The sequence below is a fragment of the Nonomuraea antri genome, from assembly GCF_013283785.1.
GTDB classification, from domain to species: Bacteria; Actinomycetota; Actinomycetes; order Streptosporangiales; family Streptosporangiaceae; genus Nonomuraea; species Nonomuraea antri.
Window position 1 is genome coordinate 1 of sequence record NZ_JABCPZ010000150.1, and the last position, 20,583, is coordinate 20,583.

The 20,583-nt window shown below is 71.4% G+C and carries 19 protein-coding genes; 8 read left to right on the forward strand and 11 right to left on the reverse strand.

Annotated features, from left to right (window positions below; all coding sequences use genetic code 11):
• On the forward strand, nucleotides 1-2,411 hold a 2,411-nt coding region (locus tag HII36_RS36220; protein WP_173527834.1), incomplete at its 5' end, for an SDR family oxidoreductase.
• Complete coding sequence (gene ccrA, locus HII36_RS36225) at nucleotides 2,408-3,703, forward strand: crotonyl-CoA carboxylase/reductase (protein ID WP_173527835.1); 1,296 nt, start codon at nucleotides 2,408-2,410, stop codon at nucleotides 3,701-3,703. The genes HII36_RS36220 and ccrA, both read left to right, overlap by 4 nt.
• Here the strand turns inward: ccrA and HII36_RS36230 are convergent.
• The 3 genes from HII36_RS36230 to HII36_RS36240 form a co-directional block, all read right to left on the reverse strand.
• Nucleotides 3,684-4,868 carry a helix-turn-helix domain-containing protein gene (locus HII36_RS36230; RefSeq protein ID WP_217370412.1) on the reverse strand — a complete coding sequence of 395 codons (1,185 nt, stop codon included), beginning with the start codon at nucleotides 4,866-4,868 and terminating at the stop codon, nucleotides 3,684-3,686. The genes ccrA and HII36_RS36230 overlap by 20 nt on opposite strands.
• Nucleotides 4,869-4,952: 84 nt before the next feature.
• Nucleotides 4,953-5,153: an EF-hand domain-containing protein gene (locus HII36_RS36235; RefSeq protein WP_173527836.1), complete on the reverse strand. Its 201-nt coding sequence runs from the start codon at nucleotides 5,151-5,153 to the stop codon at nucleotides 4,953-4,955.
• A 2-nt stretch (nucleotides 5,154-5,155) separates the two neighbouring features.
• The gene (locus HII36_RS36240; RefSeq protein ID WP_173527837.1) at nucleotides 5,156-6,034 is read right to left on the reverse strand and encodes a LysR family transcriptional regulator; all 879 of its coding nucleotides are present in this window, start codon (nucleotides 6,032-6,034) and stop codon (nucleotides 5,156-5,158) included.
• Nucleotides 6,035-6,096: 62 nt separating this feature from the next.
• Here HII36_RS36240 and HII36_RS36245 point away from each other — a divergent pair, with 62 nt between their 5' ends.
• From HII36_RS36245 to HII36_RS36255, 3 genes are read left to right on the forward strand one after another with little or no spacing between them, the layout of a single operon-like run.
• Nucleotides 6,097-7,077, forward strand: a complete 981-nt coding sequence (locus tag HII36_RS36245) for an aldo/keto reductase (RefSeq protein ID WP_236004228.1) — start codon at nucleotides 6,097-6,099, stop codon at nucleotides 7,075-7,077.
• Between the two features lie 59 nt (nucleotides 7,078-7,136).
• Nucleotides 7,137-8,069, forward strand: coding sequence for a nucleoside hydrolase (locus HII36_RS36250; RefSeq protein WP_173527838.1), 933 nt, complete (start codon nucleotides 7,137-7,139; stop codon nucleotides 8,067-8,069).
• Nucleotides 8,070-8,125: 56 nt separating this feature from the next.
• Nucleotides 8,126-9,787 (forward strand): alpha-amylase family protein, encoded by a 1,662-nt coding sequence (locus tag HII36_RS36255; protein ID WP_173527839.1) that lies wholly within the window; start codon nucleotides 8,126-8,128, stop codon nucleotides 9,785-9,787.
• Here the strand turns inward: HII36_RS36255 and HII36_RS36260 are convergent.
• Nucleotides 9,781-10,377 carry a TetR/AcrR family transcriptional regulator gene (locus HII36_RS36260; protein ID WP_173527840.1) on the reverse strand — a complete coding sequence of 199 codons (597 nt, stop codon included), beginning with the start codon at nucleotides 10,375-10,377 and terminating at the stop codon, nucleotides 9,781-9,783. The genes HII36_RS36255 and HII36_RS36260 overlap by 7 nt on opposite strands.
• A gap of 67 nt (nucleotides 10,378-10,444) precedes the next feature.
• Between HII36_RS36260 and HII36_RS36265 the strand changes: the two genes are divergently transcribed.
• Nucleotides 10,445-11,179 (forward strand): SDR family NAD(P)-dependent oxidoreductase, encoded by a 735-nt coding sequence (locus HII36_RS36265; RefSeq protein WP_236004229.1) that lies wholly within the window; start codon nucleotides 10,445-10,447, stop codon nucleotides 11,177-11,179.
• Between the two features lie 95 nt (nucleotides 11,180-11,274).
• Nucleotides 11,275-13,041: a bifunctional metallophosphatase/5'-nucleotidase gene (locus HII36_RS36270; RefSeq protein ID WP_173527842.1), complete on the forward strand. Its 1,767-nt coding sequence runs from the start codon at nucleotides 11,275-11,277 to the stop codon at nucleotides 13,039-13,041.
• A 23-nt stretch (nucleotides 13,042-13,064) separates the two neighbouring features.
• Here the strand turns inward: HII36_RS36270 and HII36_RS36275 are convergent, their stop codons facing one another.
• The 4 genes from HII36_RS36275 to HII36_RS36290 all read right to left on the reverse strand — a co-directional run bounded on the left by HII36_RS36275 (nucleotide 13,065) and on the right by HII36_RS36290 (nucleotide 16,978).
• Complete coding sequence (locus HII36_RS36275; RefSeq protein ID WP_173527843.1) at nucleotides 13,065-13,805, reverse strand: cytochrome d ubiquinol oxidase subunit II; 741 nt, start codon at nucleotides 13,803-13,805, stop codon at nucleotides 13,065-13,067.
• 11 nt (nucleotides 13,806-13,816) lie between these two features.
• A complete protein-coding gene (locus tag HII36_RS36280) occupies nucleotides 13,817-15,067 on the reverse strand; it encodes a cytochrome ubiquinol oxidase subunit I (RefSeq protein WP_173527844.1) in 1,251 nt (416 codons plus the stop codon).
• A 98-nt stretch (nucleotides 15,068-15,165) separates the two neighbouring features.
• A complete protein-coding gene (locus HII36_RS36285) occupies nucleotides 15,166-15,834 on the reverse strand; it encodes a response regulator (protein WP_173527845.1) in 669 nt (222 codons plus the stop codon).
• A gap of 10 nt (nucleotides 15,835-15,844) precedes the next feature.
• Nucleotides 15,845-16,978, reverse strand: a complete 1,134-nt coding sequence (locus HII36_RS36290; protein WP_173527846.1) for a sensor histidine kinase — start codon at nucleotides 16,976-16,978, stop codon at nucleotides 15,845-15,847.
• Nucleotides 16,979-17,041: 63 nt separating this feature from the next.
• On the opposite strand from HII36_RS36290, the gene HII36_RS36295 reads away from it, so the two are divergent.
• Nucleotides 17,042-17,254 carry a hypothetical protein gene (locus tag HII36_RS36295; RefSeq protein WP_173527847.1) on the forward strand — a complete coding sequence of 71 codons (213 nt, stop codon included), beginning with the start codon at nucleotides 17,042-17,044 and terminating at the stop codon, nucleotides 17,252-17,254.
• A 54-nt stretch (nucleotides 17,255-17,308) separates the two neighbouring features.
• On the opposite strand, the gene HII36_RS36300 is transcribed toward HII36_RS36295, so the two are convergent.
• The 3 genes from HII36_RS36300 to HII36_RS36310 form a co-directional block, all read right to left on the reverse strand.
• Nucleotides 17,309-18,352 carry a fatty acid desaturase family protein gene (locus tag HII36_RS36300; protein WP_328808044.1) on the reverse strand — a complete coding sequence of 348 codons (1,044 nt, stop codon included), beginning with the start codon at nucleotides 18,350-18,352 and terminating at the stop codon, nucleotides 17,309-17,311.
• A gap of 214 nt (nucleotides 18,353-18,566) precedes the next feature.
• On the reverse strand, nucleotides 18,567-19,709 hold the full coding sequence (locus HII36_RS36305) for an amidohydrolase family protein (protein WP_173527848.1): 1,143 nt from the start codon (nucleotides 19,707-19,709) through the stop codon (nucleotides 18,567-18,569).
• 48 nt (nucleotides 19,710-19,757) lie between these two features.
• A complete protein-coding gene (locus HII36_RS36310) occupies nucleotides 19,758-20,501 on the reverse strand; it encodes a type 1 periplasmic-binding domain-containing protein (protein WP_173527849.1) in 744 nt (247 codons plus the stop codon).
• Nucleotides 20,502-20,583 lie beyond the last annotated feature (82 nt).

The window sequence follows — 20,583 nt, forward strand, 5'->3', positions numbered from 1 at the left end:
GACAGCCCGCGCCCCCCGAGAGCACCGGCGCGGCGGAGCAGGTGGTGCTGCTCGTCCCCAGAGACCTCACCCCCGAGGCCGCCCAGCGGGTCGTCCTCCGGGCCGCCGAACTGGCCGGGCGGCCCGGCAGGCTCACGATCGCCACCGAGCGCGCCCAGCCCGTGCTCCCGCAGGACCCCGCCGACCCGGGCCCGGCCGCGCTGCGTGCGCTGGTCAGGGTGCTGGCGTTCGAGCACCCGGAGGCCAGAGCACGCCTGGTCGACCACGACGACCTGCGCGACCTGGCCACCGAGCTGACGAACGAGGACACCAGGGAGGACGAGGTCGCCTGGCGGGCGGGCACCCGCTACGTCGCCCGCCTGCGCCGCACCGAGCTCCCGCCCGCTCGAACCACCCAGGTGGCGGGCCCCGGCGCGTACGTGATCACCGGCGGCTCGGGACGGCTGGGCCTGATCGCCGCCCGGTGGCTGGCCGAGCGCGGCGCCACCCGCGTGATACTGAACGCCCGCAGACCCGCCGCCCCGCCCGGCCCCGTCACCGAGGTGATCACCGGCGACCTGTCGGCCCCGGGCACCGCGGAACGCCTGGTGGCCGCGGCCACGGCGGACGGGGTCAGGTTGCGCGGCGTGATCCACGCGGCCGGCGTCCTGGACGACCGCCTGATCGCCGACCTCGACCGCGACAGCCTGGAGCGGGTCTGGGCCGCCAAGGTCACCGGCGCGCTGCGCCTGCACGAGGCCACCAGGCACCTGGACCTCGACTGGTGGGTCGCCTTCTCCTCGGCCGCCGCGCTGCTCGGCTCGCCCGGTCAGGCCGCCTACGCCACCGCCAACGCCTGGCTCGACGCGCTCTGCGCCCACCGCAGGTCGCTGGGCCTGCCCGCGACCGCGATCGGCTGGGGCGCCTGGACGGGCGCGACCCCGCTGCCCGCCATGCGCCCGCTCACCCAGGACGAGGGCGTGGAAGCACTCGAAGCCCTGATCCAGCGCGACCTGTCGGCAGGCGTGATCAGGCTGGACCCGGCCCAGGCGGTGCGGCTGTTCCCGGCGATCGGCCGCATCCCGTTCTTCGCCGAGGTGGCGGAGCCGGCCGGGGAAAGCCTGCCCGACCTGGCCGCGCTCCCGCCGGACGCGGCCATGGCCGCGCTGACCGCGCAGGTCAGGGACCGGGCCGCGGCCGTGCTCGGCCTGGACCCGGTCTGGCTGGACGAGGGCAGCGTGCTCACCGACCTGGGCCTGGACTCCCTGGCCGCCACCCGGCTGCGCGGCACGGTCGAGTACGACTTCGGCGTCACCGTCCCGACCGGGCCGCTGCTCAAGGGCGGCACGCTGGGCGAGCTGGCCGAGGCGGTCGCGGCGGCCCTGGGCGTCGAGGGGGCCGAGCGTCCGGCGCTGGTGATCGGCCCGCGTGACGCGGCGGAACGCCAGGTGGCCAGGGTGCTGACCGGCCTGCTCGGCAGGCCGCCCTCGGTCACCGAGCGGATCGACCCCCGGCTCCTGCCCATGGCCCTGGACCTGCTCGAACGCGAGACGGGCAGCCGGGTGCAGGCCGCGGACCCGACGGTCGCCGAGCTGGCCGACGCCATCAGGCAGGCCGACGAGTCGGCGGCGGAACGCGGCGTCGTCCGTCCGCTGACGCCGGGCAGGAGCGGCGCGCCGCTGTTCCTCGCGCACCCGGCGGGCGGCACCACCGGCGTGTACGCGCTGCTCGCGGCCAGGCTCGACGTGCCGGTCCTCGGTCTGGAGCGCCTGGAGGAGGCGGAGACCTTGGGCATACCGGAGCGGGCCGCCAGGTACGCCGAGGCCGTCGCGGCGACGGGCCCTGGCCCGTACCGGCTGGGCGGCTGGTCGTTCGGCGGCCTGCTGGCCTTCGAGATCGCCCGCCGGCTGGGCGACGAGGTCGAGCTGGTGGCGATGATCGACTCGGGGCTGCCCGCCCAGGTCGGCGACGACGACAGGCGGGCCATCCACGCCGGGCGTTACGTCGACTTCGCCGGATATCTGCGCGAGACGTACGGCGTGCCCGTCCGCCTGGACCTGGACGAGCTGCTGGACCTGGACGAGCAGCGGCAGCTCGCGCTGGCCGAGGCGCGCATCGCGGAGTCGGGCGTGCTGGGCATGCTGAGCCCGGCGATACTCCGGCACCAGATCACCTCGCACGAGGACACCCGGGCGATCGAGCGCTACCGGCCGGGCCCGTACGGCGGCCGGGTGGTGCTCTACCGCTCGACCGAGCCCACCCCCTGGGCCGTGTCCGACGCCCGCTACGCCCACGAGGACGACCCGGCCAGGGGCTTCACCCCGTACAGCGCGAACCTGGAGATCGTCGAGGTGCCCGGTTCGCACCATCTCAACCTGCTCGACCCCCCGCACATCGAGGTCATCGCCGAGCACCTGAAAGGACTGCTATGACGCTGGCACAGGCCGTGGTGGCAGGCGCGGAACCCGCGGAGCTGGAACGCCTGGACGTGCCCTCGACCTACCGGGCCGCCTACATCCGCAAGGACGAGGTGGGCGGCTTCGCCGAGTCCGACGAGGACCGGGACGTGCGCCGCACCCTGCACGTCGGCCAGGTGCCGATGCCGGAGCTGGCCCCGGACGAGGTGCTGATCGCGGTGATGGCCAGCGCGATCAACTTCAACACGGTCTGGTCGGCCATGTTCGAGCCGATACCGACGTTCGCGTTCCTGGAGCGGCTCGGCCGTACCGACCCGCGCCACGACCTGCCCACGCACGTGCTCGGCTCGGACGCGTCCGGGGTGGTGGTCAGGACCGGCGCGGCGGTGCGGCACTGGCGCGTCGGCGACCGGGTGGTGACCAGCCCCGCCTACATCGACGGCGAGGACCCGATCGCGCAGCACGACGGCATGCTCGCCGCCGACCTGCGGGCCTGGGGTTTCGAGACGAACTTCGGCGGCCTGGCCGACTTCGCCGTGGTCAAGTCGACCCAGTTGCTGGCCAAGCCGGCGCATCTGAGCTGGGAGGAGGCCGCGTGCAACATGTTGTGCGCGGCCACGGCGTACCGGATGCTGGTCGGCGAGCGCGGCGCGCGGATGAAGCAGGGCGACGTGGTGCTGCTGTGGGGCGCGACGGGCGGGCTGGGCGCGTACGGCACGCAGCTCGTGCGCAACGGCGGTGGCATCCCGGTCGGCGTGGTCAGCTCGGCGGAGAAGGCCGAGCTGCTGCGCGCGATGGGCTGCGCGCACGTGATCGACCGTACGCAGTTCGACGACCTGAGCGACGAGAAGGCCTGGCGCCGGCTGGGCGCCGAGGTCAGGCGGCAGGTGGGCGAGGATCCGGCGATCGTGTTCGAGCACACCGGCAGGGACACCTTCGGCGCGTCGGTCTACGTGGCCAGGCGCGGCGGCGCGGTGGTGACGTGCGGGTCGTCGTCCGGCTACGCCCACGAGTACGACAACAGGCACCTGTGGATGAAGCTCAAGCGCATCATCGGCTCACACGGCGCGAACTACCAGGAATGCCACGAGGTGAACAGGCTCATCTCGCTCGGCATGATCCATCCCACGCTCTCGGCGGTCTACCCGCTGGAGGAGACGGGGCAGGCGGCCAGGGACGTCCAGCTCAACCGGCACGTCGGCAAGGTCGGCGTGCTCGCCCTGGCCCCGGCCGAGGATCTCGGCATCGAGGACCACGCGTTGCGCGAGCGCGTCGGCGAGGACAGGCTCAGGCTCTTCCGCCGATGACGGCCTGCCTGGCGCGCAGCACGATCTCCAGCTCGAAGCGGATGTCGGGGTCGGCGAGCTGGTCGCCGTACAGCTCTTCGAGCTGGCGCAGCCGGTAACGCACGGTCTGCGGGTGCACGTGCAGCCTGGCGGCCACCTCGCCGGCGCCCCTGCCGTGCCGCAGCCAGGCCAGCAGGGTCTCGGCCAGCCGGTCCTGCTGGGTGGGGCGCAGGTGCGCCAGTGGCGCGAGCCGCACCTCGGCCAGCGCGCCGACCAGCTCCTCGTCCTTGAACACCACCAGGGTCGCCATGTGGTCGGCGCAGCGCAGCGGGCCGCGCGGCAGCACACCGCGCCGCGACAGCTCCAGCGCCTCGCACGCCCACCGCAGCGACGTGTGCGCCGCGGCCAGCGGCACGGCCGGGCCGACGGCCGCGCGGCGGCCGCGTAAGGCGGTGTCGAGCATCTGGGCCTGGCCGGGCCCGTTCGGGTCGGGCACCAGCAGGCACGGCGCGGGCCGGTCGAACCCGGCGAGCACGTCGGGCGGCAGCGCGGGGGAGCGGTAGGCGCCGTGCTGGTCGTCGAGCGCGACGCAGGCCACGGTTCTGGGCAGCCGCCAGCCGGCCGCCTTGGCGACGTCGGCGATCGCCTCCGCGCCCGCGGGCGGCTGGCTGAGCAGCAGGTCGAGCAGCCGGGAGCGACGGCGTTCCATCTCGCCCGCCGCGCGTGCCCTGGCCTCTTCGAAGCCCTGGGCGGCGGCGTCGGCGAGCTGGTCGAGGTAGACGAAGATGGCCTCGCCCAGGTCGTAGAGCAGCTGCGGGGACAGGCCGAGCGGGTCGGCGATCTCGGTCAGCCGCCGCCAGCCCACCCGGGCGCCCAGCCGCATGGCCGTCTGCAGCGGCTCCAGGTTGCGGCCTTCCGCGGCCTCGCCCTTGCCGATCATGCGGAAGGGCTCGGGGTCCCAGGGCGCGCACGGGTTCTCGATGTGGTCGAGAAAGCCTTCGATGGCCTGCTCGACCGCCATCTTCACGACCTTGATGTACAGCTCGTCCGATGGCCGGGCGTACTCCGGGATCCTGGTCTGGATCTCCTCGATCACCTCGGCGGACAGGGGGCCGATGCCCGGCCTGAGCGTCTTTACGAGGTCCGCGGGTGTACGGGTGTCGCCGGTGTCACACTTGATGACCATCGTCCCTCCTGTCGCCTATTGTGACCCAGGCGACAGAAGTTTGTGTAGCAAGTGCTTGGTTTTGTCAGATCCGGAGAAAGGCGCTCACTTCTGGAGGAACGCCCCGAACTCCGTCACGTCGATGAGGCCGTCGCCGTCCTTGTCCAGCCTGCGCACGCCCTCCTGCGCGGCTTCCAGGGTGCAGGGCTGGCCCAGCACCTCCATCAGGCGGGCGAGCTCGACGGCGGAGATCCGGCCGTCGTTGTCGGCGTCGATCAGGTTGAAGGTGACCGCGTAGTCGTTCATGGTCAGACCTTAGTGGCCACGTGTCGGAGCGCGTCGACAAATGCCGTGACTTGTGGGCTTATATCGCCTTCTCGCCAGGCGATGGCGAGTTGTCCGGGTGGTAGTCCGGTGACCGGCCGGTAGGTCATGCCCGGCCGCTTGTACAGCGTCGCGTTGCCCTCGGCCACCAGCACCACGCCGAGCCCGCTGATCACCGCCTCGAACACCTCCTCAGGCGTGTTCGCGGTCACCCCGATCACCGGATCGTCCGTGCGGGCGTCCCTGGCCAGCCAGAAGTCACGCAGCGGCCCGGCCGCGAAGGGCAGCGCGATGAACGGCTCGCCGCGCAGCGCCTCGAACGGGATCTCGGCCAGCTCGGCGAGCGGGTGGTCGGCCGGCATCGCCACGCCCCTGCGCTCGGTGGCCAGCACGTACGTCTCCAGCCCAGGCGGCACCGGCAGCCAGATGAACGCCACGTCGGAGGAGCCGTCGGCCAGGCCGCCGCTTGGATCGTCCCAGCCGACCAGCCGCAGCGACACCTCCCAGCCGGGCATCTCCGCGCGGAACCCGCGCAGCGCCTCCTGCTGCAGCCCCCGGCCGACGGCCGTCTGCATGCCGATGACCAGCGTGCCTGTCGGCACGGCGGCCCTGGCCGTCTCCAGCCCGGCGGTCCAGCGGGCGAGCAGGTCGCGGGCGACCGGCAGCAGCGTCTCGCCCTGCCTGGTCAAGGTCACCCCGGCGGGCACCCGCTCGAACAGGGTGAAGCCGAGTTGCCGCTCCAGCGCCCTGAGCTGCTTGGACAGCGCCGGTTGCGAGACGAACAACCGCTCGGCCGCCCTGGTCACGTTCAGCTCCTCGGCCACCGCGACGAAGTAGCGCAGCTCGCGCAGGTGCACGTCCATAACCGATGGTTATAGCAGTGGGTCTTGGACGCCGCACCCGGCCGTCCCCCAAGATCAGAGTCATGAAGACACGTGAACTCGGAAACCTGCGGGTCCCCGCCATCGGCTTCGGCGCCATGGTGCTGTCGCCCGGCATGTACGGCGAGATCGACGACGCCCGCGGCGAGAACGCGATCAGGGCGGCGCTGGACGCCGGCGCCACCCACGTGGACACCAGTGACGCCTACGGCCCGGACGGGCACAACGAGCGCCTGGTCGGCCGGGCGGTCAAGGGCCGGCGTGACGAGGTGGTGCTGGCGACCAAGTTCGGCCTGGCGATCCCGGAGGGCGAGGCGAGCAGGCCGATCCCGGTCGGGTTCAAGTTCGGCGAGCTGCGCGTGAACGCCACCCCCGGCCTGGTGCGCGGCTACGCCGAGCGCAGCCTGCGCAACCTGGACACCGACGTGATCGACCTGTACTACCTGCACTACCCGGACCCCGGCGTGCCGGTCGAGGAGACCGTCGGCGCGCTGGCCGAGCTGGTCAAGGACGGCCTGGTCAAGCACATCGGCCTGTCCAACGTGAACGCCGCCCAGCTGCGCGCCGCACACGCGGTGCACCCGGTGGCGGCGGTGCAGAACGAATGGTCGATGTGGCGTCCGGCGGACCCCGAGCTGGTCGCGGCGGCCCGCGAGCTGGGCGTCGGCATCGTGGCCTGGAGCCCGCTGGGCACCGGCTTCCTGACCGGCACCGTGCAGTCGCTCGGCACGGACGACTTCCGGCACAACGCCCCCCGCTTCTCCGCGGAGAACCTGGCCGGCAACAACGACCGGTTCGCCCCCATCAGGGACCTGGCCACCCACCTCGGCATCAGCCCCGCCCAGCTCGCCCTGGCCTGGCTGCTGCACCAGGACGAGCACGTGACCGCCATCCCCGGCAGCCGCACGCCCGCCCACATCGCGGAGAACCTGGCCGCCGCCGACATCACCCTGCACCCCGACACCCTGGCCAGGATCGACGAGGCGCTGGCCAGGTTCGAGGTCAGCGGCGGCACCCTGCTCTGAGCTCGTTCGGACCCCCGTGGATAGCATCGAAAGGAGACGAATCCGCACAGGAGGTCCAGGTGCCCACTCCGGTGATCCTCGACTGCGACCCGGGACACGACGACGTCTTCGCCATCTGGCTGGCCGCCGGGCACCCGGCCCTCGACCTGCGGGCGATCACCACCGTCGGCGGCAACGGCCGGCTCGAGCACACCACCTACAACGCCCGCGTGGTGACCGAGCTGGCCGGCATCGCCGGGGTGCCGATCTCGGCGGGGGCCGGCGCGCCGCTGGTGCGGACGCTCGCCCCGGCCGACTGGATCCACGGCGCGAACGCGCTGGGCGGGCCCGTCCTGCCCGAGCCGGTCGTCGCGGCGGACCGGCGCCCGGCGATCGACCTGATCAGGGACACGATCGACGACTCCGCCGAGCCCGTCACGATCGTCGCCACCGGGCCGCTGACGAACCTCGCGCTGTTCGTCCGGGCCTACCCCGACCGGCTGCCCGGGATCAGGGAGATCGTCTGGATGGGCGGGTCGACCGGGCGCGGCAACGTCACGCCGTACGCGGAGTTCAACGCCTGGTGCGACCCGGAGGCGGCGTCGATCGTGCTGGCCGGTGGCCTGCCGTTCACCATGGTCGGGCTGAACGTCACCCACCAGGCGCTCGTCACGCCGGACGTGATCACCCGCATCGACGCCATCGGCAACAAGACCGCGGCGTTCGGCGTGGAGCTGCTGAACTTCTTCAACGCCACCTACGAGGCCGACCAGGGCATGCCGGAAGGCCCGCTGCACGACCCGGTCGCGGTGGCGCTGGTCGCGCAGCCCGGGCTGGTCACGACCGTGCGCACCAGGATCGACGTCGAGCTGCACGGCGCCGAGACCGCGGGCGCGACCAGCGTCGACCTGATCGACAAGCTGAAGCGGCCGCCGAACGCGCACGTGGCCACCGGCCTGGACGTCGAGCAGTTCTGGCGGCTGGTCGAGAACGCGATCCGCCGGCTGTCGTGAACGCCGCGCCGCCCCGGCCGTGAGTGAGCCTCGCGATCGCGGGTAGCAGCCGCGCCATGCGACTGACCTATACCAGTGACATCTGGTGGAAGAACGCCGTCGTCTACTGCCTGGACGTGGAGACCTTCAAGGACGGCAACAACGACGGCGTCGGCGACTTCCGCGGGTTGACGCAGCAGATCGACTACCTGGCCGGGCTGGGCGTGACCTGCCTGTGGCTGATGCCGTTCTTCCCCACGCCCAACCGCGACGACGGCTACGACGTCACCGACTTCTACAGCGTGGACCCCAGGCTGGGCACGCTGGGCGACTTCGTGGAGTTCATGCGCACCGCGCACGACCGGGGCCTGCGGGTGATCGCGGACCTGGTCGTCAACCACACCTCCGACCAGCATCCGTGGTTCGTCGAGTCCCGCTCGTCCAAGGACTCGCCGATGCGCGACTGGTACGTCTGGTCCGACACCCCCGAGCCCGACGATCCCAAGCAGGTGGTGTTCCCCGACAAGGAGAACAGCATCTGGGAGTACGACGAGCAGAGCGGCCAGTACTTCCTGCACAGCTTCTACCGGCACCAGCCCGACCTGAACGTGGGCAACCCGGAGGTCAAGGACGAGATCGCCCGGATTCTCGGCTTCTGGATGGAGCTCGGGCTGTCGGGCTTCCGGGTGGACGCGGTGCCGTTCCTCATTCAGAACGTGCAGCCGAAGCTGGCCAGCCCGCACGAGTTCCTGGCCGACCTGCGGGCGTTCATGACCAGGCGCAAGGGCGGCTCGATCCTGCTCGGCGAGGTGAACGTGCCGTACGAGGAGCTGATCGACTACTTCGGCGACGGCCTGGGCGACCAGATCACCATGTGCTTCGACTTCATCGGCATGCAGTACGCCTGGCTCTCGCTGGCGCGCAGCGAGGCCGAACCGCTGGCCAAGGCCTTACGAGAGCGTCCGCAGCCGCCCAAGGACTGCCAGTGGGCCATGTTCCTGCGCAACCACGACGAGCTGACCCTCGACAAGCTCACCGAGGACGAGCGGCAGGAGGTCTTCCGCGTCTTCGGCCCGCGCGAGGACATGCAGATCTTCGGGCGCGGCCTGCGCCGCCGGCTGCCCACCATGTTCGGCGGCGACCTGCGGCGCATCAAGATGGCCTACAGCCTGATGTTCTCCCTGCCGGGCACCCCGGTGATCTTCTACGGCGAGGAGATCGGCCTGGGGGAGAACCTCGAGGCGGAGGGGCGGCTGGCCGTCCGCATCCCCATGCAGTGGTCGGAGGACGGCGGGTTCAGCCTGGCCGAGCCGGTGCGGGAGATCCCCGAGGGCTCCTTCGCGCCCGACCGGGTGAACGTGGCGGACCAGAAGCGCGACACGGACTCGCTGCTGCGCTGGTTCCAGTTGCTGATCGAGCGCTACCGCGAGTGCCCCGAACTGGCGTGGGGCGACTACGAGGTCCTGGACACCGGCCATCCGGCGGTGTTCGCGCACCGCTGCGACGCCGACGGCGCGACGGTCGTGGTGGCGCACAACCTCTGCGACACCGCGCAGGACGTTGAGCTCACGCTGACCGGCCTGGAGCGGTGCCTGCTCACCGACCTGCTGCTGGACGGCACGCTGGAGATCTCGGAGTCGGGCGTGGTGTGCCTGCCGATGGAGCCGCACGGCTGCCGCTGGCTGCGGGCCTCGCCGCCGCAGGTCCCGCCGGAGGACGCCTCGGTCAAGGCTCAGTGATCCTCGGTTGCCGGCCAGGCGGACATGGCCAGGGCGGCGACGGCGGCCAGCGACTCGCGCGGGGCGCCGTCGCGTGACTGGGCGGACATGCCCTGGATGACCGCGGCGAAGTAGGTCGCCAGCGCCTCGGTGTCGGTGCCGGCCGGGATCAGCCCGGCGGCCAGGTCGTCGTCGATGCGCCGCTTGAGCGCGGCCTTGGCGGCGGTTCTGAACCCGCGCAGCAGCGCCTCGACGTCGGCCGACTCCGGGCCGCAGTTGACCGCGGCGGAGATGATCAGGCAGCCGGGCGGGTGCCCGGGGTCGGCGTACACCTCGGCGGCCTCGCGCAGCACCCGCTCGATGGCCCGGCGCCCGGTCGGCTCCTCGGCCAGCGCGATCGTGGTGAAGGCGCCGTGGGTCTCCTGGTAGCGCTGCACGGCCTCCTCGAACAGGCAGCGTTTGTCGCCGAAGGCCGCGTACAGGCTCGGCGGTCTGATGCCCATGACGTGGGTGAGCTCGGCGATCGAGGTCGCCTCGTAGCCGTGCCGCCAGAACGCCCGCAGCGCGCTCTCCAGCGCCGTGTCCCTGTCGAAGCTTCGCTGTCTCGCCATGCCCACATTCTATAGCGATCGCTATGTTATGGTTTCTGTATCGATCGCTAAAGAAAGGTGTCGAGCGATGAAGACTGCCCTTGTCACGGGTGCGAGCAGGGGGATCGGCCGCGCCATCGCGCTGCGGCTGGCCCGCGACGGCTTCCGCGTGGTGGTGAACTACGCCAGGGACGAGGCCGCGGCCAAGGAGGTCGTACGGCTGATCGAGGCCGGCGGCGGCCAGGCGTTCGCGGTGCGGGCCGACCTGGGCGTGCCCGCCGAGGTGGGCGCGCTGGCCGACCGGGTGGCACGCGAGACAGGCACGCTCGACGCGCTGGTGAACAACGCGGGCATCGGCTCGTCCGGGCCGATCGGCCAGGAGAGCGCCGAGGCGTTCGAGCGGGTCTTCGCGGTGAACGTGCGCGGCCTGTTCTTCCTCACCCAGCGGCTGCTGCCGCTGATCCCCGACCACGGCCGGATCGTGAACATCACCTCGGGCGCGACCAGGATCGCCTTCCCGGAGGGCATCGCCTACGCGATGACCAAGGGCGCGGTGCAGACGTTCACGCTGGCCCTGGCCAAGGAGCTGGGCCCGCGCGGCATCACGGTGAACAACGTGGCCCCCGGCATCATCGACACCGACGTCAACGCGGGCTGGCTGCGCGGCGACCCCGAGGCCGAGGCGTACGCGGCGAGCAGGCACGCGGTCAACCGCGTCGGCAGGGCCGAGGAGATCGCGGACGTGGTCGCGTTCGCCGTCTCGCCGGGCGCGGGCTTCGTCACCGGCACCACCCTCGACGCGACGGGCGGAGGCAACCTCTGATGCCCGCGATCCCCGGCAGCCGGTACTCCGAGCTCGACAGCGGCCACGTGGAGTCGTAACCAACGGGTGATTTGTCCCAATTACGCTCCAGCCCCATGCACACCAAGAAGCTCGCCCTGCCCGGGGCCGTCGCGCTGACCGCGCTGGCCCTGGCGGTGCCTCCCGCGTACGCCGGCAATGCCGCGACCGACGCCGGCAAGAGCGTCACCGTCACCGTCATGGGCACGTCGGACCTGCACAGCAATGTCCTCAACTGGGACTACTTCAAGGACGCCGCCTACTCCGACAAGGCGGGCAACGTCGTCGGCCTGGCCAAGGTCTCCTCGCTGGTCAACCAGATCAGGTCGGAGGTGGGCGCCGAGCGCACGCTGCTGTTCGACTCGGGCGACACGATCCAGGGCACCCCGCTGGCGTACTACTACGCCAAGGTGGAGCCGATCACCGAGACCGGCGAGACCCACCCGATGGCCAAGGCCATGAACGCCATCGGGTACGACGCCGTGACCCTCGGCAACCACGAGTTCAACTACGGCCTGCCGCTGCTGGCCACCTGGGTCCGGCAGATGAAGGCCCCGGTGCTCGGCGCGAACGCGGTCCACGAAGGCACCGGGCGGCCCGCCTACCAGCCGTTCGTCATCAAGACCATGAAGGTCAAGGGCGAGAAGCCGATCAAGGTGGGCGTGCTCGGCCTGACCAACCCGGGCGTGGCCATCTGGGACAAGGCCAACGTCGAGGGCAAGCTGCGCTTCACCGACCTGGTGGAGTCGGCCAGGAAGTGGGTGCCGGTCATCCGCGGCATGGGCGCGGACGTCGTCGTGGTGACCGCGCACGCGGGCGACAACGGCATGTCCTCCTACGGCGGCGACCTGCCGATCGAGAACGCCTCCGCGCTGGTGGCCGAGCAGGTGCCGGGCATCGACGCGGTGCTGTTCGGCCACGCGCACAACGAGGTCGCGCAGAAGTTCGTGACGAACAAGGTCACCGGCCAGCAGGTGCTGCTGACCGAGCCGGGCAAGTGGGGCCAGCGCCTGTCCAAGCTGGACTTCCAGCTCACCAAGCAGCGCGGCAAGTGGGTCGTCACCGGCAAGTCCTCGACCACGCTCAACACGAACACGGTCGAGGAGGACCCGAAGATCGTCGAGCTGCTGAAGCCGCAGCACGACACCACGGTCGGGTACGTGAACAAGGTCGTGGCCAAGTCGGCGCAGGAGCTGTCGGCCGCCGAGTCGCCGTACAAGGACACGGCGATCCTCGACTACATCCAGCGGGTCCAGGTCGACACCGTCAAGCAGGCGCTGCCGGGCAACACGCTGCCGGTGATCTCGATCGCCGCGCCGTTCAGCCGCACCGCCGTCTTCCCCGCCGGTGACGTGCGGGTGCGCGACGTGGCCGGCCTGTACGTCTACGACAACACGCTGATGGCGGTCAAGCTGACCGGCGCCCAGCTCAAGGACTACCTGGAGTACTCGGCCAAGTACTTCAACCAGCTCGCCCCCGGCGCCCCGGTGGACGTCGCCAAGCTGACCAACGCCGGCAACACCCCGGACTACAACTACGACCAGTTCTCCGGCATCTCCTACGACATCGACGTGGCCAAGCCGGTCGGACAGCGCATCGCGAACCTGACCTATGACGGCGCCCCGGTGGCGGCGGGCCAGGAGTTCGTGGTCGCGGTCAACAACTACCGCCAGTCGGGCGGCGGCGGCTTCCCGCACGTCAGCACGGCCCCGGTGCTGTACAACGCGCAGGTGGAGATCCGGCAGGCGCTCATCGAGTACGCCACCGCCAAGGGCACGATCGACCCGGCCGACTTCGCCGCGTCCAACTGGAAGCTCACCCGGGACGGCGCGCCCCTGTTCTGACCCGGTCGACGTCCGCCGCCGGGTCACAGGTAGGAAGGTCCGGTGACCCGGTGGCGGAACGTCCACCACACCCACGCCTGCGCCGCCACCAGGAACGGGATCATCACCAGGATGACCGGCGCGAGCATCGGCCCGGTGGTCCCCGGCGTCAGCGGCAACCGCAGGCCCACCACGACGCCCACCGTCGCCAGCGCCGCCGCGGTCAGCGCGTACGTCCGCACCTCGCCGGCGCCGCCGGACAACACCGACGCCCGCTCCCGCAGCACCCCGCGCAGCCGCAGCGCGGCGAAGGCCAGCCCGTGCGTGCCGAACAGCGCCGCCACGGTCAGCGCGGGCAGCAGCCCGATCGGCCCGTCGATGCCGATCAGCACGTAACCGATCACCCCGCCGAGGCTGAGCGCGAGCCCCCAGCTCCCGGCCACGATCGCGCCGTCCCAGAACGCCTGCCAGCGCGGCCCGGGCAGCCGCCCGCGCAGCCACAGCCCCATGTCCCGCACCACCCAGGCGACCAGCAACGTCACGACCGCGGTGAAGTTGCCGTGCAGCAGCTCGCCCTCCAGAGCCGGGAAGAGCCCGGCCAGCACGCCGGCCGTGGCCACCAGCCACACCTCGTTGCCCAGGAAGAAGGGCGCGATGGCGGCGATCACCTCGCGCCGCTCCCCGCCGGTGCGCCCCAGGTACGGCAGCAGCATGCCGACCCCGATGTCGGCTCCGGCCAGCACGAGGTAGCCGAGCCCGAAGAAGGCCAGAACGAAGATCTCCATGACAGGGGCTCCTAGAAGGTCGGGACGAGAGCGGGGGCGTCGATCGGCCGGTCGCCCAGGGCCACCGCGCCGGGGCCGCGCCTGGCCTGCCTGGCCAGCAGCCAGTAGTTGATCGCGACGAGCACCGCGAACACGGCGCTGAACGCGCTGAAGGAGAAGACCATCTGGGTGTGGGTGAGCGGCGACATCGCGTCCTCGGTCTTCAGCAGCCCGTAGACGGCCCACGGCTGACGGCCCATCTCACGGAAGACCCACCCGGCGATCATGGTGATGAACGGCACCGGGATCATCGCGGTCAGCAGCCAGTGCCACAGCCTGAACCCGCGCACCACCGGCCGGATCAGCATCAGCACGAAGCTCGCCATGGCGAAGAAGAACATCACCGCGAAGAGGATCATCATGGTCATGCCCGAGCCCTGCACCAGCCCCACCGGCGGCAGGTAGTCGCCCGGCCCGTGCGCCGCCACCATCTGGGCCTGCGCCTCGGCCAGCTGCTCGGGCGCCCCGCTCCAGGCCGCGGCCTTGGTGGGCTGCATGGTCTCGAACCCGAGCCCGCCGAACGTGGCCGTGAACAGCGTGGCGGGCAGCGCCACCGCGATCCCGATCCGCAGCGACTTGCGGAACAGGTCCTGCTCGGCGGTGCGCTTACGCAGGTGGTAGGCGCTCACCCCGGCCAGGAAGAAGCCGCCCACGACCAGCCCGCCGCCGAGCACGTGCCCGAAGGCCACCTGCGCCGCTGGGTTGGCCACCATCGCGCCGAAGTCGGTCAGCCGCATCCGGCCGCCCTCCAGCGCGTAGCCGACCGGGTTCTGCAGGAATCCGTTGGAGATCAGGATCCAGAACGCCGAGGCGTAGGCCGTCAGCGTGACGATCCAGATAAGCGACAGGTGCGCCCACCGGTTCAGCTTGTTCCAGCCGAAGATCCACAATCCCAGGAACGTGGACTCGATGAAGAACGCCACCAGCGTCTCGATCGCCAGCGAGGCGCCGAACACGTCGCCGGCGAACTCCGTCAGCCCGCTCCACGTCAGCCCGAGCTGGAACTCCATCACCAGGCCGGTCACGATGCCCATGGCGTAGTTGATGATGTAGAGCTGGCCCCAGAACCGGGTCATCCGCAGGTGCACCGGGTTGCCGGTGATCGTGGCCCAGGTCTGGACGACGGCCACGAGCGTCGCCAGGCCGAGCGTCAGCGCGACGAACAGGAAGTGCGCCCCCGCGGTGAGCGCGAACTGCAGGCGGGCGAGATCCACGGTTTCCATGACTCAGAGGATCCGGCCGGGGTCACGCCCGCCGCGTCATGCCTCGGCATGCACCTGGCCTACTTCCGTAGTAGCCAGGGCCGCGCCCGGCGTACCACTCAGGAGGTAATCCAGCCCGGCGTGACCATCCCGGCCTCGTAGGCGAGCACCACGACCTGCGCCCTGTCGCGCACGCCCAGCTTGGTCATGATCCGGCTGACGTGCGTCTTGGCCGTCGCCGGGCTGAGCACCAGCCGGGCGGCGATCTCGTCGTTCGACAGGCCGGCCGCCACCAGCGTCATGACCTCGCGCTCGCGCTCGGTCAGCGCGTTCAGCTCCGGCCCGGGCTCGGGGCGCTTGACCCGGCCGGCGAACTCGGAGATGAGCCGCCGGGTGACCGACGGCGAGATCAGCGCGTCGCCCCTGGCCACCACCCGCACCGCGTGGATCAGCTCCTCCGGCTCGGTGTCCTTGACCAGGAAGCCGCTGGCGCCGGAGCGCAGCGCGCCGTAGACATAGTCGTCCAGGTCGAACGTGGTCAGGATGATCACCTTGACGTCGGACAGCCGGGGGTCGCCGGCGATCTGGCGGGTGGCCTCCAGACCGTCGAGCTCGGGCATGCGGATGTCCATGAGCACCACGTCGGGGCGGTGCTCGCGGCTGCCGGCCACCGCCTGCGCGCCGTTGGCCGCCTCGGCGACCACCTCGAGGTCGTCCTCGTCGTTCAGTATGGAACGGAACCCGGCACGCACCAGGGTCTGGTCGTCGGCGAGCAGTACGCGGATCATCGAACTCCGTTCATGAAGGTTTCACCGGTTCCAGGGGGAGCCGGGCGAGCACCCGGAAGCCGCCTTCCGGGCGCGGGCCGGCTTCGAGCGTGCCGCCCAGCGCGGCCGCGCGCTCGCGCATGCCCTGCAGGCCGAACCCGGAGCCCTCGGTGTAGACGGCGCCGGGGCCGTCGTCGTCCACCCTGATCTCGATCTCCCCGGACGCGCTCGCGACCGACACGGTGGCCGCGCCCGTGCCGGAGTGGCGGGTGACGTTGGTCAGCGCCTCCCTGATGATGCGGGTTGCGGCCAGGTCGACCTCGGTCGGCACCTCGTCGAGCGGGCCGGACAGCTCGGTCCGCACGTCGAGACCGGAGGCGGCGACCAGCGCGTCGACCCTGGCCAGGCTGTCGGCCGGGGCGGTCGGCGCGGCCTCGTCCACCTGCCGCAGCACGCCCAGCGTGGTACGCAGCTCGCGCAGCGTCTCCTTACTGGTGTCCTTGATCGTGCGCAGCGCCGCCTCGGCGTCTTCCGGGCGCTTCCTGATCCCGCGCAGCGCCGCCGACGCCTGCACGTTGATCATCGAGATGTTGTGCCCCAGCACGTCGTGCAGCTCCCTGGCGATGCGCAGCCGCTCTTCGCCGGCCCGCCGCCTGGCCTCTTCCTCCCGGCTGTGCTCCAGCTCGCGCAGGCGTTGCTCGGCCTCCTGCATGTACGCCCGCCGGTTACGCGTCACCCCGCCGGCCGCCACCGCGGCGACCACCCAGCCGGCGATCATCACGAAGACGCCGTCCTCCACGTGCCTGACGTCGCTGGTGGTCTCGCCCAGCCCCATGACCAGCAGCGTGGACGCGCCCGTGGCGATGGCGGCGATGAGATGACCCTGGTCGGCGGCCGTGTAGAGCATCACGAACGGCAGCACGATCATCGGCCCGTCGAGCCGCGCGTACGGGTAGTAGATCACCACGGCCGCGCTCACCAGGATCAGCGTGGCCACCGGATACCTGCGCCTGAGCAGCACCCCGGCCGAGGCGATGAGCGGGAGCACCACGTCGAGCGCGTTGATCCGCACGTCCGACCGGAACAGCCCGGTGACGAGCGTGCCGGCCAGCATCGCGCCGACCACCGCGATCGAGAGGGCGTTGCTCCTGGAGATACGGCGCATGACCCTCATTCTGGCTCATCACCCGGTTGGTGCCGGACGGGCGGGCGTGGGTAGTGGGGAGAGATGAGCATCGAGGATGAACTGCGCCAGGTCGAAGCGGACCTGGAGCGCTTGAAGGCGGAGAACCAGGACATGCGCAACCAGGTGCGTGACCAGGGGGTGATCGACCAGTTCGAGACCGCGACCATGATCAGCCTGGCGGACCAGCAGGCCGAGCAGATCGCCGAGCTGGAGCAGCGGCGCGAGGCCCTGCGCAGGAAGGTCGAGGAGGGGTGAGCGCGGCGAGGGCGGGCGCGCGGCCCACCCTCGCGGCGGCTGATCTGCAGGGGTTCAGAGCTCCGGCGCGGGCACCGGCGGGCGGCGGCGCAGCGCCGCGCCGACCTCGTGCAGGTGGCTGAGCGCCTGCCCGTACGAGGTGAGCAGCCCGGTCTGCAGGTAGCTGACGCCGATCTCCGCGCAGTAACGCTCGACGATCGGCTGCGCCTTGCGCAGGTTGGGCGCGGGCATGTTCGGGAACAGGTGATGCTCGATCTGGTAGTTGAGCTGGCCGAGCGCGATGTCGGTGAACCAGCCGCCCCGCACGTTGCGCGAGGTCAGCACCTGCTTGCGGAGGAAGTCGAGCTTGTCGGCGGCGGTGAGCACGGGCATGCCCTTGTGGTTGGGCGCGAACGTGCAGCCCAGGTAGAGCCCGAACAGCCCCTGGTGCACGACCACGAACAGCAGCGCCTTGCCGAACGGCAGCACGGTGAAGACCGCGCCGAAGTAGAGCACGAAGTGCGCGGTCAGCAGCCCGAGCTCGGGCCAGCGCCGCTTGGCGCCCGGCTGGAACATCGCCTTGAAGCTGGCCACGTGCAGGTGCCAGGCCTCCAGCGTGAGCAGCGGGAAGAACCAGAACGCCTGATGCCTGGCGATGAACCTGGGCAGGCCACGGCTCCGCTCGACCTGCTCGGTGGACCAGACGATGACCGAGGGCGAGACGTCGGGGTCGTGGTCCTCGTGGTTCGGGTTGGCATGGTGGCGGTTGTGCTTGGTGGTCCACCAGCCCCAGCCGAGCCCGATGGCCAGGTTGCCCATGGCCAGCCCGACCAGGTCGCTCGGCCGCCTGGTGCGGAAGACCTGCCGGTGGCCCAGGTCGTGGGCGAGGAACCCGAACTGGGCGAAGATCAAGGCCAGCAGCGCCGCGACGAGGAGTTGCCACCAGGAGTCGCCCAGCCAGCCGAACAACACCCAGCCGCCGACGTAGGCGGCCACGGCGATGGCGGCTCGAATCGCGTAATAGACGGGACGCCGGTCGAGCAGGCCGGCCTCGTTGATCTTGTCGATGAGCTGGGAGAAGTCGCTCCCACGGGTGTCGATCGCACCGGGACTGGCCACAGATCTCCTCACGTTGGCTTGAACTGGCCCCAACCCTGGCGCATTCGTCGAGAAACCGGAAGATCGACCTCGCGACGGGCTCAAGGCTCCGGGCCGGTCGATGGTTCCGCGACCCCTGCAGACACCATAGGCCCGCGTACGGGATGCCGCGCACATGGGCTGACGCACAAGATCTATGCCCAGATACGGGGAACCAGCGACATTCGCGCCGACGTCATCTCGCGACGAGCCGCCCGCGCCGGTAGACGGCCACCGGCCGGCGCAACGCGGTCATGTCGGCCACCGGATCGCCCGCGACGACCAGCAGGTCGGCGTCGAACCCGGGCGCCACGGCCCCCTTGCGGCCGTCCACCCGGCACACCCTGGCGGCCACCGAGGTCATCGCGCGCAGCACGTCGAGGGGGTGATATCCCAGCTCGACCAGCATCTCGGCGCCGTAGGGCAGCACGCCGTGCGGCTTGGGCGGGCCGATGCCCGCGTCGGTGCCGATCACGAACGACACCCCGGCCGCGTAGATCGCCCGCGCCGTCTCCAGCATGCCGGGGATCCTGGCCCGGACCCGCGGCGGCATCGGCGTCGTCGTCGGCGCCAGGCCGGCGGTGAGCGAGACCACCACGTCGGCGGCGGCCAGCCGCGCGATCAGCGGGTAGTCGACCTCGACCGAGTCCTCGGTGAAGAACGAGCAGTGCTCGATCGAGTCGAACCCGGCCTCCATCGCGTGCGCGACGCCCTGCCCGCAGTTGGCGTGCCCGGTGATGGGCAGCCCGTGCGCGTGCGCCTCGTCGGCCGCGGCCTTCAGCTCGGCCGCACTGTACTGGAGCACGTGCGAGTGCGTGCCTGGGGTCATCTCGCCGCCGGTCACCATCATCTTGATCACGTGCGCGCCGCGTTCCGCGCGTTCCCGCACCGCCGCGCGCACGCCGGCCTCGCCTTCCGCCGCCCCGCCCAGGAACCAGCAGTGCCCCTTGGACGTGGTGATCGGCGGCCCGGCGGCCAGCACCTCGGGCCCCTCGTCGCCCAGCCCGAGCCGCAGCGCGAGAAAGTCACGGTCGCCCAGGTCGCGGACGGTGGTGACCCCGGCGGCCAGGTGCCCGCGCGCGGCCTCGCGCATCCGGTCGATCAGCCCGGGCGGCTCCAGCCCGGCCACCGGGTCGGGACCGGCGTCGAAGGCCAGGTGCACATGGCAGTCGATCAGCCCGGGCAACACCGTCACGTCGCCCAAGTCGACAGCGCCGTCGTCGCCTGCGCCGGCGACCTCGCCGGTGACGGCGGAGATCCGGCCGTCCTCGACGGTCACCACGCGGTCGTGGTGCAGGTCCGTGCCGTCGAACAGGCGGCGTGCGCGTATCGCGAGCATGACACCACCTTGACGGCTCGCGCGCGATCTCGCCTGAGTATCGCCTACCTAGCTGCCCAGCCCGAGCCGTTGCTCCAGCAGCTCGACGGGCATGTGCGGGACGACCGCCTCACCGAACTCGGGCAGCCCCACGACCAGGTCGCCGTCGGCGACGCGCAGCCCGGCCGCCGCCGAGTAGCCCCTGACCCGGCGCGAGGCGGTGTTGTAGAAGCTGCCCGTCCCGTAGTCGATCGTGATGCTCCGCACCGCCGGCCGCGCGCTGGCCAGGCAGGCGCCCATGGGCAGCCCCAGGTCGGACGCCGAGGTCGGCGTGTGCGCGTTGCCCGCGACGACCAGCGTGGGCTCCTCGTGCGCGGCCAGCACCCGCTGCGCCATGGCCGCGTCGCGCTGCGACCAGTCGCCGGTGAAGACGGCGCCGTCGAACAACGTCACCTTCACCGGGCTCATCGCCTTGAGCACGGCCAGGTGCCCGGCGGTGATCCTGCCGTCGCCGGTCCACCACAGCGGATGGTCGAGCCCGCCGCCGCCGTCGAGATAGGCGGCCAGGTGCGGTTCGAGGTTCCGCGACCACTCCAGCGCCAGGCTGCGCAGCCCGAGCGCGTCCATCAACCGCATGACGACCAGCGGGTTCTCCCTGACACCGTGCAGCTCGCCGAGCAGCAGCAGCCCGGTCTCCTCCAGCGAGCGGGCGGCCCGTTCGAGTGCGGGCTCCTCGATCGGCAACTCGTACTCGTCGGTGGCGAACTCCGCGACGGCGCGGGTCAGTTCGTCCACCGTGCTCACGCCTGGCATGTCCTCCACAGTGATCGCCGCCGCCCGGCCGCGCAACAGACCGGAACGGGAGAACCGCCGATCATTCGGGTGACGTCCGCGC

What these genes read in the sequence shown, in the direction of transcription:
- ccrA (WP_173527835.1), top strand. Translation starts at nt 2,408, where the DNA reads ATGACGCTGGCACAGGCCGTGGTGGCAGGCGCGGAACCCGCGGAGCTG.
- HII36_RS36230 (WP_217370412.1), bottom strand. Translation starts at nt 4,868, where the DNA reads ATGGTCATCAAGTGTGACACCGGCGACACCCGTACACCCGCGGACCTC.
- HII36_RS36235 (WP_173527836.1), bottom strand. Translation starts at nt 5,153, where the DNA reads ATGAACGACTACGCGGTCACCTTCAACCTGATCGACGCCGACAACGAC.
- HII36_RS36240 (WP_173527837.1), bottom strand. Translation starts at nt 6,034, where the DNA reads ATGGACGTGCACCTGCGCGAGCTGCGCTACTTCGTCGCGGTGGCCGAG.
- HII36_RS36245 (WP_236004228.1), top strand. Translation starts at nt 6,097, where the DNA reads ATGAAGACACGTGAACTCGGAAACCTGCGGGTCCCCGCCATCGGCTTC.
- HII36_RS36255 (WP_173527839.1), top strand. Translation starts at nt 8,126, where the DNA reads ATGCGACTGACCTATACCAGTGACATCTGGTGGAAGAACGCCGTCGTC.
- HII36_RS36260 (WP_173527840.1), bottom strand. Translation starts at nt 10,377, where the DNA reads ATGGCGAGACAGCGAAGCTTCGACAGGGACACGGCGCTGGAGAGCGCG.
- HII36_RS36265 (WP_236004229.1), top strand. Translation starts at nt 10,445, where the DNA reads ATGAAGACTGCCCTTGTCACGGGTGCGAGCAGGGGGATCGGCCGCGCC.
- HII36_RS36270 (WP_173527842.1), top strand. Translation starts at nt 11,275, where the DNA reads ATGCACACCAAGAAGCTCGCCCTGCCCGGGGCCGTCGCGCTGACCGCG.
- HII36_RS36275 (WP_173527843.1), bottom strand. Translation starts at nt 13,805, where the DNA reads ATGGAGATCTTCGTTCTGGCCTTCTTCGGGCTCGGCTACCTCGTGCTG.
- HII36_RS36280 (WP_173527844.1), bottom strand. Translation starts at nt 15,067, where the DNA reads ATGGAAACCGTGGATCTCGCCCGCCTGCAGTTCGCGCTCACCGCGGGG.
- HII36_RS36285 (WP_173527845.1), bottom strand. Translation starts at nt 15,834, where the DNA reads ATGATCCGCGTACTGCTCGCCGACGACCAGACCCTGGTGCGTGCCGGG.
- HII36_RS36290 (WP_173527846.1), bottom strand. Translation starts at nt 16,978, where the DNA reads ATGCGCCGTATCTCCAGGAGCAACGCCCTCTCGATCGCGGTGGTCGGC.
- HII36_RS36295 (WP_173527847.1), top strand. Translation starts at nt 17,042, where the DNA reads ATGAGCATCGAGGATGAACTGCGCCAGGTCGAAGCGGACCTGGAGCGC.
- HII36_RS36305 (WP_173527848.1), bottom strand. Translation starts at nt 19,709, where the DNA reads ATGCTCGCGATACGCGCACGCCGCCTGTTCGACGGCACGGACCTGCAC.
- HII36_RS36310 (WP_173527849.1), bottom strand. Translation starts at nt 20,501, where the DNA reads ATGCCAGGCGTGAGCACGGTGGACGAACTGACCCGCGCCGTCGCGGAG.